Raw genomic sequence first — 14,549 nt, forward strand, 5'->3', positions numbered from 1 at the left:
AGCTTGGACAGGATTTGGTGAGCAGCAAGCTTATATCTGCTAAACCGTTAGTCAATACAAACGAAGCAAAGGCAGCCGTTCATCCGGCTGCCTTGTTCAGTTAGGAATGTCGCGGAAGATCGTCAATTCTGCTGCAGCATCTCCAAAAATGCCCCTGCCGCCAGCGATGGCGACTGGTGCTTTCGAACGGCGACGCCGATATATCGATCCGGTAACGGAGTGTCGGTTCGAAGCTCCAACAAGGAACCGTCCGAGATGCGGGGCGAGACAAAGGCCCGCGGCAAGAAGGCCGTTCCATAACCGCGCTCGGCAAATTCCGCTAACATGTCCAGGCTGTTCAACTCGAAGTCGGCTTCCACTTCCACCCCGTGCGATCGGAACCACCCTTCGATGAAGGATCGCGTCGAGCTGCCGGGGGATAGCATCAAGAGGGGGAGCTCCGTCAATTCTTCCGTCCGTAGAGGCCTGCGAGCCCAATCTGCGAAGGCCGTTCCGACCACGGCGCAATAAGGCGAGGTACGGGAGTCGATGATATGGATTTCCTCGTCCGATACGGGAAGGTGAACAAAGCCGAGATCCAACGAGCCTTTCTTTAAACGCTCCACGATGCTGCTGGTTCGCTCCTGTGACAGCTGAATGCGGATGTCGGGATAGCGGGCATGGAATCGGTCGAGCAAGGAGAGGAGAAAGTCCTTAACGATAGCCCCGTTCGCGCCGATCCTCAGCCTGCCTTCGCCGAACTGCTTCAGCTTCTTCAAGCTGCGCTCGGCTGAATCGAGTTCATCAAAGGCTTGCCGTACATGCTGATACAGGGCTTGGCCTTCTTGCGTCAGGCGGACGCCCTTGGATAACCGGTCGAACAGGCCCACGCCGAGCGCTTCTTCCAGCTGCTTGATGGCATAACTCACAGAAGGCTGTGTCATATGGAGGTTTTGTGCAGCTTTCGTCAAATTGGACGTCTCGGCGGCATGCAGAAACACTCGATACCATTCGGTGTTGGCGATCATTTGTCATCAATCCTCTCTATGGCATCTCTACGATATTACGATTTCATTTATCTCAACTATACCTTTAAACTAAATGAAAAGGAATCGAAAGTATTCGGGAGGTAGGGACATGGCAGGAAGCACGTTTGGAGAACGATTGAAAATGACTACGTTCGGGGAATCGCACGGAGAAGCAGTCGGCGTCATTTTGGAGGGCGTCACGCCTGGCGTCGAGCTGGATGAGGCCTACATCCAGATTCAGATGGATCGCAGAAGGCCGGGGCAATCCTCCGTTACGACTCCCCGCAAGGAATACGATAAGATCCGCATTGTATCCGGACTTTTCGAGGGGCGAACCACGGGCACGCCACTGTGCATCATGCTGAACAACACCGACATGCGCCCGTCGGCATACGACACCATCAAATCGGCCTACCGGCCCGGGCACGCGGATTTCACTTATGAGAAAAAATACGGGATACGCGACTATCGAGGAAGCGGAAGAGCTTCGGGAAGGGAGACGGCTGCGCGAGTGGCAGCCGGTGCCGTGGCGCGCAAGCTTCTGGAACGCCGGGGCGTCTCGATCCTGGCCTATACGACGGAGATCGGCGGCATTCGATGCGAGCAATTCGACGTCGATGCCATCGAACGCAATGCTGTTCGGGCTTGTGATCCTGAAGCGGCCGTTCGCATGATCGAAAGGATAGAACGATTGGCCGAAGAGGGCGACAGCTGCGGGGGAATCGTCGAATGCCGTATCAGCGGAATCGCTGCGGGATTAGGAGAACCCGTATTCGACAAGCTTGACGCTGAGCTGGCAAAGGCGATGTTGTCCGTTGGAGCGATTAAGGGCATTGAATTCGGGACGGGCTTCCAAGCCGCCTCCATGCGGGGAAGTGAACATAACGACCAGATGGACTCGGAGGGGTTTCGGACGAACCATGCCGGCGGGATCATCGGCGGTATCAGCACCGGGGCGGACATCGTGTTCCGAGTCGTCGTCAAGCCGACATCCTCCATATCGATTCCCCAACGGACAGTCGATGTGGAGGGGAACGAACGGGAGATAACGACGATCGGCAGGCACGATCCATGCATCTGCCCTCGTGTCGTACCCGTAATCGAAGCGATGGCTTGCATGGTCATCGAGGATCATTACAAGCGGCAAGCCGCTTTGCATGACGAATAGCAATGAACAGCATACGGCAAAAAAACCGGAAGCAGTCTGCTTCCGGTTTTGTATTTGAAGATCTAATGCGGCTCTCAGGTCCCAAGGGGGCTAGGGAGTTGAAATCGCATTAAACCAGGGTTTGCAAGGATTCCGGCGTGAATGGGGCAAGCTCGTCGAAACGCCCGTCTCGAACCTTGGCCGCCCACTCTGGATCCGCCAGCAGAGCACGGCCGACGGCAACCAGGTCAAATTCATGTTCCTCAAGACGATTCAGCAGCTCTTCGAGGTCTCTTTGGCCGGCACCCTTACCTTGGGTGAAGAGGCTGGTAAATACTTCATCGAGGCCGACGGAACCGACGGTGATGACCGTTTTTCCAGTCAGCTTCTTGGCCCATCCGGCAAAGTTCAGGTCAGAGCCTTCAAATTCAGGCTCCCAGAAGCGGCGGGTCGAGCAGTGGAATATGTCGACGCCAGCGTCTGACAGCGCGGTTAACAGCTGCCCCAGCTTTTCAGGCGTATCCGCCAGCTTTGCTTCATATTGGGTCGTCTTCCATTGGGATAGACGGATGGCAACAGGGAAGTCAGGACCTACCGCTTGACGGACTGCCTTTACGACTTCGATCGCAAAGCGGGCACGCTTCAGCATGTCGCCTCCGTATTCATCGGTACGCCGGTTCGTTCTTTCCCAGAGGAATTGGTCGATCAGGTAACCGTGGGCACCATGGATTTCTACGCCGTCAAAGCCAAGGCGTTTGGCATTCGCGGCTGCATCGGCATAAGCTTGAATCACCTGCTCGATTTCATCCTTGGTCATGGGTTTCGTGACGACGTTGCCGTCCAGGTCAAGTCCGGATGGCCCGATCGGAAGTGCTTCCGGGTTAGGCTCGGCACCTAGCGGTCTTGTCATGCCGATGTGCCAAATTTGCGGCATGATCTTACCGCCGGCTTCATGGACCTGACGGACCACCTCGGCCCAGCCGTTCAATGCGGCCTCTCCATGGAAATTAGGTATATTAGGGTTATCGGTAGCCGCCGGGTGGTTAATCAGCGTTCCTTCGGTAATGATCAATCCGACGCCGTTCTCCGCACGCCGGCGGTAGTAAGCGGCAACATCCGGGCCCGGAATGCCATTCGGGGAGAAGCCTCGGGTCATGGGAGCCATCACCACGCGGGAAGGAAGGGTAAGGTTACCGATGGTATAGGGCTCGAATAGGGATGCGGTAGATTGGACGCTTTGATTTTGGTTGCTCATGTATGGAATCCTCCAATATGTTTAATATGCTTTTCTGTATTTTCATAAAAATAGATATATATGATAAAAAGAAAGAGCTTTTAAGCTTAATCTTCAGGTTGATTTGCTTTTTAAGCTTAAAGCTCTTCCTTGAGTTGTTCGATAAAACGCTTAATGCCCTCCTCATTACGTCTGTAATACGTCCACTGGCCCGCTCGATGGGATTCCAGTAGACCAGCCTTTTGCAATTTGACGAGGTAGCCAGAAACGACCGACTGAGCGAGTCCTGTTTTTTCTGAAATGGAGCCCACGCAGATACCGCCATGAAAATCACATTTGGAAGGCATGTGATCCTGCGGATCAAAATGTTCTTCCGGGTGCTTCAGCCACTCCAGAATTTTGAACCGGGACTCGTTTGATAGTGCTTTGATGGTTTGTAAGGTATCCATAAGCTTATTATATCTATTTTTATAGAAATGTAAATATGTTTTTTGTGAATGTTCTGCCTTCGGTAAGGTTTGACATATAGGAGCAAACATAAACATGATGGACCCGGAACCTTTTTACGGCTTGGGGATCCATCCTATGTAGGTACCTTATGTATTCACTCTTTTTTTTATTCTTTGAAGGCCAGACCCTTCTCGGCCAAAGCGGCGCGCAATACTCCGATCGCCTTTGGACCAACTCCGTGAAGCGCAAGCAGTTCTTTCTCCGTCGCCCGGGTAAGATCGGCAAGCTGATGATAGCCGGCAACGATCAGGGCTCGCCGTGCCGGATTACCGGCCTTAACGGGAAAGTCGCTCTCGGCCGCAGCTGCAGGGGGGTTGTCACGCATGGAAATCCCTCACTTTTTCGGTTATTTGTCAAAAGAGCCATGGACTTTCGTGAATGAGTCGATGGCTGAGATTAAGCGTGCATAAAACAATCAGTAAGATTATGTTACAGAACGACTTGGCTGTAAAGAGTTAATCCGATCTTCATGGCAAAAAGCACACGATTCATGAAGGGTTCAGATAATCTTCATAAATCTATTGACATTATCAATGAGAATGATTATCATTGTGCTGAGTATTGATAATGATAATTGTTCTCAATAATTATTATTAATAAACAATATCTACAATACATAGAGGGTATAGGGGGAGAAATTCAATGCGGAGTATGAAGGGTCTTGTATTTATTGTATTGATATTTGCTGTGGTTTTAGCCGGCTGCGGCGGGGGTGCGGCATCCAATGGAGGAAGCGGTTCTACGACAGCGCAGAATTCGGATCAAGGGGCCGCACAGGGCGGGGATAACACCGAGGCCACGCCGGAGACCCGAACCATCAAGCACGCATTGGGCGAAACGAAAATTACGGGCGTTCCGAAGCGCGTGGTGGCGCTGGAGTGGCTTTACGCAGAAGATGTTCTTGCGCTGGGTGTTCAGCCTGTCGGCATTGCGGACATTGAAGGGATGAAACAGTGGGTGAACATTCCGGTAGAGATCGGTTCCGACGTAACCGATGTCGGCACTCGCCAAGAGCCGAATCTGGAGCTTATCGCTTCCTTGAAGCCGGACCTGATCATCGGTTTGAAATCCAATCTTGAAGCCGGTTTTGAAACTTACAACAACATCGCGCCAACATTGGTGTTTGATCCTTATCCGGCTGAGGGACAAGGGGATCAGTATGAAGAGATGATCAATACCTTTAATACGATTGCTGACGTGCTTGATAAAAAAGACGAAGCCGCAAACGTGCTTAGCGATTTGGATCAAACCTATGCCGATGCCAAAGCCAAGCTTGAAGCTGCGGGCATGACGGAAAAACCGTTTGCGCTGGCGATGGGGTACAGCAACCAGAATGCGGCGGTATTCCGAATATCGACGGATAATTCCCTGGCCGTAAAAATTCTTGAACACATCGGGCTGACCAACGCTCATAAGCCAGGTCAATTTGAAGTCTACGGATTCACCACTGCGGACGTCGAGGCGCTGCCGGCTCTTCAGGACGCGAATTTCCTGCACATTATCCAGGACAGTGATAACATCATCGAGAATCAATTGAAGGACAATCCGGTTTGGAAAGGCCTGAACTTTGTTAAAGAAGACCGCGTGTATGCACTTGGCGGTGACATGTGGCCTTACGGCGGCCCGTTGTCTGCCCAGACCATGGCTCAAAAGACAGCTGACCTGCTCACGCAATGAGTTTCGGCGAGAAACCAGCTCAAGGCTCCACGCCGGTGAGCATCCATCCGGCCCCGCCTGTTGCCTCAGGTAGGGGCTGGAAGCCGTTATGGATGCTGGCTGGAGGCCTTGCGGCACTGCTATTTCTTACGTTTATCAGCTTAACGCAAGGGCTTGCGGATATATCGGTCAAAACGGTTGTGCAGGCGCTGGTGTCTCCGCAGGATATTGCAGATCACCATCTCATCCGCAGCGTGCGCCTTCCGCGAACGGTCATGGGCCTGCTGGCGGGCGCGGCCTTGGCGGTGTCCGGCGTGCTTATGCAGACCGTAACGCGCAATCCGCTTGCTTCGGAGACGACGCTTGGCGTGAATGCGGGCGCTTATTTGGCTGTCGTGGCCGGGATGATCTTCTGGCCGGGATTGCTGCACCAATATGCCCTTCCACTGGCAGTGGCAGGCGGAACGCTGGCGGCTGTAGCCGTCTATGCGCTGGCTGGCAGGACGCACGGCTCTCCCTTGCGGATTGCATTGTCCGGCATGATCGTAACCCTGGTTCTTTCGTCCGTCACGAGCGCGCTGCTGCTGTTGAATCAGCAGACAACACAGGGGATTTTACTGTGGGGTTCGGGCTCGCTGATCCAGAACGACTGGGATGGCGTAGCTTTTTCATGGCCGTGGATCATCGGCGGGTTAGTCGTGTTATGCATGGCGGTACGCCAATGGGACATTCTCACGCTCAATGAGGAATCGGCGCGCTCCCTCGGCCAAAAAGTCGGCACCACCCGCTTGCTTGCCATGGGGGCAGCTATCGTGCTGGCCTGCGTGACCGTGAGCGTTGTCGGTCCGATCGGCTTTATCGGGTTGATTGCTCCCCATTTGGTCCGCTTGTCCGGCGTAGTCCGGCATGCAGGATTAATTCCGCTGGCCGCGTTATGGGGCTCTGCTCTGCTTGTCGGGGCCGACACGGTGGCCAGGATGTTCGTGAATGCCTACGGGGAGCTTCCGGTCGGAGCCATTACGGCCATGCTCGGTGCCCCTTGCCTGATCTGGCTTGCGCTTCGGGTATCCCGCTCGTTGATCGGGGGACGCGGAGCCTCGGGAGGATCGATGATGGCGGGCACAAGCCTGCGCCGGATTCCATATCCGGTCCTGGTTGCACTGTTCAGCGTGCTGCTGGTGCTCGTCTGGGTGTTCAGTCTGGTGAGCGGCAGCTTGCGCATCCCCTTTACGGAAGTGGTGGCCGTGCTTACCGGAGGCGGCGAGGAGATGTATCGCCAGATTCTGCTGGACTTCCGCCTGCCAAGGCTGCTCACGGCCGGCTTGTCCGGCATAGCGCTGGCTGTCAGCGGCAGCCTGCTGCAGAATGCGGTCCGCAACCCGCTGGGAGATCCCCAGGTGATCGGGGTAACCAGCGGGGCTGGAGCCGGGGCGCTGCTCCTGATGGTAGGCTTCCCGCAATTGTCGGCCGGCTGGGTACCGGTCGGCGCGGTGATCGGGGGAATGGCTGCCGCTGCTTTGGTATACGCGGTGTCCTGGAAGAGAGGGCTTCACCCGACAATTCTTACGCTGGTCGGCATTGCCGTCGCCGCGCTGGGTTCGGCCATCATCAATTTGATGATTGTCCATGCAAAGGTCGACGTTGCGCCCGCTTTATCCTGGATGGCGGGGAGTACCTATAACCGGGGCTGGACGGAGGTGCAGCGGATTGTTCCGGCGATCCTCATCCTGCTGCCTTTGGCGGCATGGCTCGGACGGAAGGTGGATCTGCTGACGTTTAACGAAGAAAGCTCCACCGGACTTGGACTGAATGTGCGGAATACCCGGATGTATGTCGCCATCATTGCGGTGCTGCTGGCTTCCATAGCTGCCGCGAACGTCGGCTCGGTCGGCTTTATCGGGCTGCTTGCGCCGCATGCCGCCCGAATGCTGGTCGGTGCCCGTCATCGGCAATCGATGGTGATTGCGGCGCTGCTCGGCGGAATTCTGCTGGCCGGGGCAGACTGGATCGGCAGGGTGGTCATCATTCCGAAGGAGCTGCCTTCGGGTATCGTTACCGCGCTCCTGGGAGCACCGTATCTGTTATATTTAATGGGGAAATCCAATAAACTGAAGAAGAAATAAACCGTTAGGATTGTAATAGTGAAAGAGGCTATTCCATCGTCGCCAAGGGGTGACATGGAATAGCCTTTTTGCGTGCCATCGCCCCTGGACTGCTGGGGACGGCCAAGCTGATGATCGTTTCGTTCGACGTGGCGTATGAGGATCAGGCTTCCGTGTAGCGCACAAACGACAGGATGATATCCTGCGGATGATCACCGAAGCCCGAACCGTATAGATTCAGTCCGTTTGGATATTCCGCGTCTTTTTTCACCTCAAAGCGGACGCGGATCGGCCGGTTAAAAGCAAGGTCCAGCGAATCAATGGTCGTGGCACTGGATGCATGGCCGTCGACCTGGCTGCCTTGTTTCGTCACGCGCCATTCCGTCAGCATGCCGTACTCGCTGCCGCTCCTCCATTTATCCGGGGTAAGCTTCCCTTTGCGGTCGCCAAAATCACCGGGGCTTCTCCAAGTGCCTACAGGTAGGTCGTTGATGCTGACGGTGATGTCGGATGGCCATTCCTGCTGGAAGGAAGGCGCTTCCGAGCTTAGCTCCGCGCGGATGCGGAGCTCATCGAGGGCCGCACCGGGCGGCATGGGGTTCGCAAAATAATATTCGATGTATCCCGCCCCCGAGAACCAGAGGAGCGCAGCCTCCGTTCGTTCCGGCATGTAAAAGGCGCGCGGATCGTCAGGCGATCCGATCAGCGAGCCGTCCCGGGCCGCCATGCCGCACGTAGGCTCGATGCAGCAGTGGGAAAACATGCCGATCGGCATGTGGATTTCTTCCGTGCGCTGCAGCCCTTCTCCCGGCTTCGAGGGCAGCTCGAGAAGAATGGAGCGGCAGGTGACGGCGCAGATTTTTTCCCGATTCGCACCTTGCGAAGAGACGATCAGTTCCGCTTGCTCCAGCATTTGGACATTAATGGACACTGTAGGCTGGGCAATCCCCAGCGCCTCCGCCAACTGACCGACGCTCATCGGTTTATCGCCGAGCGCTTCAAGGATGCGGACCCGGACATCGCTGGATAAGGCCTTGGCGACTTCCACGATCCGGGATGCCGGATAACGGTTGGTTTCCAGCTTCGATTCGTTCATAATTCCCTTCCTTTTCTGAAGCGTTATAGTGACTCCAAGTGTACAATAAATTTGTTATATTGTAAAAGTATAATGTACATTGCAATAATTATATATAGATGCTAGAATAGGGGCAAATTCAGAACAAGGAAAGGTTGTGTTCGCTTCATGAAGATTCCTGTGGCAGCGCCCATCCGTACGGACATTCCACGTCCCGAGTATCCGAGACCGGATTTTGAACGAAAAGACTGGCTGAATTTGAACGGGCCGTGGTCGTTCACGCTCGAGACCAGCGGCGCTTTGGAGCAAGGCGGCGTGGGCTCGGAACAGTTGCAAGGGGGAGAGGCCGGTCTTTTTGATTCGGAGATCACGGTGCCGTTCTCGTGGGTCAGTCCCTTATCCGGCATTGCACGAGACGAGAAGGGAGTTGGCTGGTATCGCCGGTCCGTGAAATGGGAGCCGGCCGAGAAGCAATCGCGGATCTTCCTGCGATTCGGTGCCGTGGATTATTTGTGCGACGTATGGGTCAACGGCAAGCATGTCGGCTCGCATCAAGGCGGATACGGAACCTTCGAGTTTGAGGTGACAACCGTTTGGAATACGGAACAAGACAATGTTCTCGTGATTCGTGCAGAGGATTACGACCATAACTACCAAGCCCGCGGGAAACAGGGGTACGGCGAGATCAGAGGGATTTGGCAGCCGGTTTGGCTGGAGGCCCGGCCGAAAACCTACTTGGAGCAAGCAACCTTTACGACTTCCATGGACGGCCGCGTCGAATTGAAGTCCAAAATCCAGGCGCTGGAAGCAGGCGCCGTGACACTCGGGCTCTCGTTCGCTGGGGGCTCGATCACCCATCAGGCGGAGTGGGAGCTGCAAGAAGGCCCGAATGAAATGACAACGGTGTTCCAGGTTGACGATCCGCAGCTGTGGAGTCCTGAAACCCCGCATTTATACGAAGGGGAGCTGCGCCTGGCGGGTTCCGCCGGCGAGGATGTCGTTCATACTTATTTTGGGATACGCGAGATCGGGACGGCGAAGTTCGATGGCCGGGATTACCGCTGGATTACGTTGAACGGGAAGCCGGTTTATTTAAACGGAACGCTGGACCAGTCTTACCATCAGACGGGATTCTTCACTTACCCGACGGATACGGAGATGCGGGACGAGATTTACCTGATGAAACGGCTCGGGCTGAACTTCGTGCGGATTCATATTAAGCCGGAGGAGCCCCGCAAGCTGTATTGGGCGGATAAACTCGGGATTCTGGTGATGGAGGATATGCCGTGCTTCTGGGGCAATCCGGACGAGGCGGCGCGTTCCGCCTATGAGCGCGAGGCGCTGGAAGTGATTGAACGGGACCGGAATCATCCGTCGATTTTTTCCTGGGTTATGTTCAACGAAACTTGGGGGCTTCGCACGGATAGCGAGGCTGCCGGCCTGACAGGCGGAGAAGGACAGCAACATTATTATCTCCAGGAGACGCAGGAGTGGGTGCGGGAGAAGTACCGCTGGGCCAAGAGTGTTGACCCTACCCGAATCGTGGAGGACAATTCGCCATGCAATTATGATCATGTGGAGACAGATATCAACACTTGGCATTTTTATATCAACGGTTATGAACCGCTGCGGAATCATATCGAGGAAATTGTACAGAAGACGTATCCGGGATCGGAGCATAACTACATCGGTGGCAACCAGCAAGGCGATGCTCCGCTCATGAACAGCGAATGCGGAAATGTGTGGGGAATCGACGGGGGAGCCGGGGACAGCGATCTCGCGTGGCACTATCGTTACATGCTGAACGAATTCCGCCGCCATGATAAGCTATGCGGCTTCGTATTCACGGAATTCCGCGACGTCACGAACGAGTTCAACGGCTATTATCGGCTGGATGGGACGGATAAAAAATTCGGGTACGAGGATTTTGTGCCGGGCATGACGATCGCCGATCTGCATACGCCGGACTTTATCGTGATCGACGCGCCGCCGTGCCAGACGCTGGACCAAGGGGCTGAGAAGACCATACCGCTGCTGCGTTCCAGTTATTCAGATCGATATCACGGGCAGAAGCTGACCGTAGCCTGGGAGTTATCCTATGACCGGCTAGGCACGAAGGTCGTGGCGGATCAAGGAAGTCTGGAAGTAGCATGGAACGGCTACGGCGTGGCGCCGCTGACCGAATTGCAGCTTCGCATGCCGGAGACCGATGCGGTCGCGATCCTCGGTGTTCGTCTCCTAAATGCTGTGGGCGGCGTAGTAACGCGTAACTTTACGACGTTTGATGTGCGTGGTGCGGAGGAACAAGGGAACGATGGAGCGGATGTCACTACCTTAAGCATTCCCGTCAACTCGTTCCGTGAGCAAAGCTTTGCCTACATGTGGGAGGCGCTTCTAGGCTCCAAAGTAAACGGCGGCGGTGAAGGGCGGTTCGTCTATGACGTGCAGCTGCCGGACCAAGAGGAACAGCCGCTGATCCGCGATATCGACATTGTTTTCGAGGCAGGCGCGAAGCGCTTATTGGCAAGAAATATCGAGGGGGCGCGGCATCGCGCTCACGGTATCGACTTTATGCACGGGGCTTCGGCGGACGTGGAATATAATCCAAGCACCTATTATATGACGGATGAAGAGCTGCATGAATCCCGTGTATCGGTGTGGGTGGACGATGTCAAAATCGGCGAGGCCGTGCTCGCGGATGACCCTGCCGACAGCCGGGGCGTGCTGTCGTGGCACTATCAGCCGGTTCATAACCTTCTGGAAGAGGCCGGTTCGTACGGCTATCTGTGCCAGGCGCAGGTGCCGGGCAGACTCGCGGCAGAGCTGGACCGCAAGCGGAGCTTCCGTCTGGAGCTGCGCACCGAGGAGGGCGGCATCAGTTTGTATGGTCGGAATGCGGGCCGCTATCCGATCGATTTGCTGGTGCGGTGCCGGTGATATAAGAAAGGTTGATGCATGGCAGCCTTGAATTTCGTGGTGAGGAATATGGGAGGCGATCAATTGCGACCGGCCCCATGGACCGACCCAGAGAACAGCAAAGGAGCATCGTTGTAGCGTACGCTACAACGATGCTCCTCTTTTAGTTAACTCCTACTTACGGAGTCGGCTGCCAGGTTTCAGACGGCGTAAAACCGTCAGCAACATGGTCCTGGTCAAACTGCAGGATGGTGACGTATTGACCGATGATGTTGTGATTTTCATCGTATAGACTTAGGTATACGACTTTATCGTTGACTATTTTTTCATTATCATAGTCGGATTGGTGGTAGTATCCCCCGGTGAGCTGTACCTCTCCCGAACCGGATGGAATCGGGCGCAAGCTGCTCATTTGGTAAGCTTGGTAACCGTACGGCTGCAAATTGCCCTTCAATTCGTCTACGCTCAATCCCGAAGGGAGCGAGGATGTCGGCATGTACATCTCATACGACCCTTCCACGAAGAATTTGGCTGTCGGAAACTCGGCGCGAAGCTTGGACATGTCCGCGTAGACGAGATAACCGTACTTAAACGGCGTGGTGAAGTTTCCTCCGCTCAAGAAGAAATCGATCAATTCCTGCTTGGTAACGGCAGAAGCCCGCAATCCGATGTCGTTGCTCAGCACCGGCGCCGTCATGAAATCGTATTGATAATCGCCGGAGTCTACAACCGCACCGTCGCGAAGAATCTCTACCCTCCAGGTACCTGCGGTATCCTTAGCAAATTTGCCGTCCGGCAGGTTACAGCTGGTATATTGGCAGGTCAGGAACGGCGTGGAAGCGTTCGGCTCATATAAGAGAACCGTGTACAGTTCCCCCAGCTTGATTCCGCCTACATTGCCTTTAATGAGGTTGTAGTACATCTTTTCCCCTACCAGCACTCCGTTGTTGCTGTGCGTCCCCTTGTGGGAACCAATCTTTAGACCCTCTTGGATCGTTCTTGGGTATTGAATGAAAATTTCGTAGACCTTCTTGCCGATTCCGTCTCCGCTCGTGACGGTCAAGCGAACCCGTACATCCTTCATGCCTTTGATCTCCAGGTTGAATGCAGGATTCTCGTCGGTGATCGTCCCGGAAGCCAAGGTATTCGCTCCATCCTCCCAGACGATATAGTCTACCTTGTTGTAAGTCGCTTTCGTGACAGATACCGTAGCCGATACGGGTTGCGTCATACTGCGGTCCGTCACGATGCTGTATTCGAACGTGTCCGGACTAAAGCCGGTGACTCCCGTAGTGTACTCGTTCGCATCCAACTGGTTCATGGTGAAGCCGGATACGGTGAGATCCACCAGACGGGCGTCTCTGCACTGGTCTGCCGTTCCTGTGCAAGGAACGGGTTCTCCGCCGTTTCCGCCACCGTTGCCTGGTCCCGGGTCGCTCCCATTATTGCCGCCGCCGTTTCCGCCGGAGCCGCCATCCACCACACCGCCGCCATTGTTGCTGCTGTTATTGCCGCTGCCCGTCGTGCTGCCGCTTGCGGGCGGTGCCGTTATCGTGTTTGCCGCATCGCCGGCAACCGCGCCAGGGCGCTTCTGGAATGTAGAGCCGGCGGCATCCGCGTTAACCGTTGCATTGGCGATGGTGCCTTGACCAAGCAGTTTGGCAACGGCGTTCAGAACGAGATCCATGACCGAAGCATTGGCATTGACGTTGATCTCCGTATTTTTTGCTCCTTCTTCCACGTTCAACTGCTTAACGGACCCGCTAGGGATGCTGACTTTGATGTCCGATGAAAGCACGCGAACATCCTCGAATTGGCCGACAAGCTGAACCTCGGAGCCTTGAGGCATGTTCTTCGCGATTTCCACATTGGCGAATCCGCTGTCGGTCACGCTGGATTCCTCAAGCTTGACCGGAGAATGGACAACCACATGCTGAATCGCGGATTCTCCGACGACAACGACACGCACGGTGCCGGTTTGCTTGTCAACGGATACGCGTACCAATACTGAGTCCTCGAAGTGGACCGAGTTGGCTCCGCCGCCTTGAATGGTCGTGGTGCCTTTGACGTTTACTTTTTTGAAGAAGGCATCACCCTCTCCGACGGCCTCGGTCAGCGTAAGATTCCCTTCGATCACCACATTTTGAAGGGTAACGCCCGGCGCGGCTACGATGACATTCCCTTTGATCGTTTCGATGCCGGCAGCCGGTCCGTAAGTCCCAGCCTTATCGTATGTAATTTCCGTCGGAACCTTGTACTCCAGTGATTTATCGAGCAGGGTAACGGCCTCCGCGCGAGTAAGTTTGCCCTGCGGATTAAAGTTCCCTTTGGCGCTGCCGGTGATAACGGCTTTCTCAGCCAAAGCGGAAACCGCCGGTTTACTCCACTTGGAAATGGAGGAGTCGTCCTTAAAATCGGTTGCAGGCACGGTTTCGGCGGAGACAAGCTCCGTCAATTTGGCCACCATGACGGCGGCTTCTTCGCGAGTAACCGTATGGTCCGGGCGTACCGTATTGTCGTTATATCCATCGATGTAGCCTGCTTTCACGGCTCTGGCGATTTGGTCATAAGCCCAATGAGAAGCTTCCAAGTCCTTAAACGAGATGCTGCTTGGTTCGGTTATTTCAAAAGAACGGTTGATCAGCGTTACCAATTCGGCCCGCGTTACTGGACGATCGGGGTTGAATTTCCCGTTATAGCCCTGAAGCAGGCCCTGATCGGACCAGCTGCGCAGCCGGGTCTCCGCCCAATGTCCTTGAAGATCGTAAGCATCCGGTTGTGCGGCCCATGCCGTCGTCATGATGGACAGCGAGAAGATGAGCATGATCATGACAAAGACGGGTTTCTTTAGCGCTTTCGTGATGTGCATTCTAGTAGCCTCCTGGTAAGATTTTATATGAAC

General features: G+C 54.9%; 10 protein-coding genes. 4 read left to right on the top strand and 6 right to left on the bottom strand.

The genetic code is table 11. The annotated features are described in order from the left end of the window. Window positions 1–122: 122 nt before the first annotated feature. Complete coding sequence (locus M1D70_RS01140; protein ID WP_009590187.1) at window positions 123–1,007, bottom strand: LysR family transcriptional regulator; 885 nt, start codon at window positions 1,005–1,007, stop codon at window positions 123–125. 109 nt (window positions 1,008–1,116) lie between these two features. On the opposite strand from M1D70_RS01140, the gene aroC reads away from it, so the two are divergent. After that, window positions 1,117–2,175 carry a chorismate synthase gene (gene aroC, locus M1D70_RS01145; protein ID WP_009590146.1) on the top strand — a complete coding sequence of 353 codons (1,059 nt, stop codon included), beginning with the start codon at window positions 1,117–1,119 and terminating at the stop codon, window positions 2,173–2,175. Window positions 2,176–2,284: 109 nt separating this feature from the next. Here the strand turns inward: aroC and M1D70_RS01150 are convergent, their stop codons facing one another. From M1D70_RS01150 to M1D70_RS01160, 3 genes are all read right to left on the bottom strand, one after another. Further along, complete coding sequence (locus M1D70_RS01150) at window positions 2,285–3,409, bottom strand: NADH:flavin oxidoreductase (RefSeq protein ID WP_009590167.1); 1,125 nt, start codon at window positions 3,407–3,409, stop codon at window positions 2,285–2,287. Between the two features lie 116 nt (window positions 3,410–3,525). Beyond that, window positions 3,526–3,933 carry an ArsR/SmtB family transcription factor gene (locus M1D70_RS01155; protein ID WP_456288891.1) on the bottom strand — a complete coding sequence of 136 codons (408 nt, stop codon included), beginning with the start codon at window positions 3,931–3,933 and terminating at the stop codon, window positions 3,526–3,528. 71 nt (window positions 3,934–4,004) lie between these two features. Further along, entirely contained in the window at window positions 4,005–4,223 is a 219-nt protein-coding gene (locus M1D70_RS01160; protein ID WP_009590178.1) for a helix-hairpin-helix domain-containing protein, read from the bottom strand. Between the two features lie 317 nt (window positions 4,224–4,540). On the opposite strand from M1D70_RS01160, the gene M1D70_RS01165 reads away from it, so the two are divergent. Next, a complete protein-coding gene (locus tag M1D70_RS01165; protein WP_009590159.1) occupies window positions 4,541–5,575 on the top strand; it encodes an ABC transporter substrate-binding protein in 1,035 nt (344 codons plus the stop codon). Beyond that, window positions 5,572–7,677, top strand: coding sequence for a Fe(3+)-hydroxamate ABC transporter permease FhuB (gene fhuB / locus M1D70_RS01170; RefSeq protein WP_036671295.1), 2,106 nt, complete (start codon window positions 5,572–5,574; stop codon window positions 7,675–7,677). Before M1D70_RS01165 ends, fhuB begins: the two co-directional genes overlap by 4 nt. Before the next feature lie 142 nt (window positions 7,678–7,819). Here fhuB and M1D70_RS01175 read toward each other — a convergent pair whose 3' ends face one another. Beyond that, entirely contained in the window at window positions 7,820–8,752 is a 933-nt protein-coding gene (locus M1D70_RS01175; protein WP_009590169.1) for an ArsR/SmtB family transcription factor, read from the bottom strand. Window positions 8,753–8,899: 147 nt separating this feature from the next. On the opposite strand from M1D70_RS01175, the gene M1D70_RS01180 reads away from it, so the two are divergent. Continuing rightward, entirely contained in the window at window positions 8,900–11,668 is a 2,769-nt protein-coding gene (locus tag M1D70_RS01180; protein WP_456288892.1) for a glycoside hydrolase family 2 protein, read from the top strand. Window positions 11,669–11,825: 157 nt separating this feature from the next. Here the strand turns inward: M1D70_RS01180 and M1D70_RS01185 are convergent, their stop codons facing one another. Then, window positions 11,826–14,516: an S-layer homology domain-containing protein gene (locus M1D70_RS01185; protein ID WP_456288893.1), complete on the bottom strand. Its 2,691-nt coding sequence runs from the start codon at window positions 14,514–14,516 to the stop codon at window positions 11,826–11,828. Window positions 14,517–14,549 lie beyond the last annotated feature (33 nt).

The organism is Paenibacillus sp. AK002 (assembly GCF_053903045.1).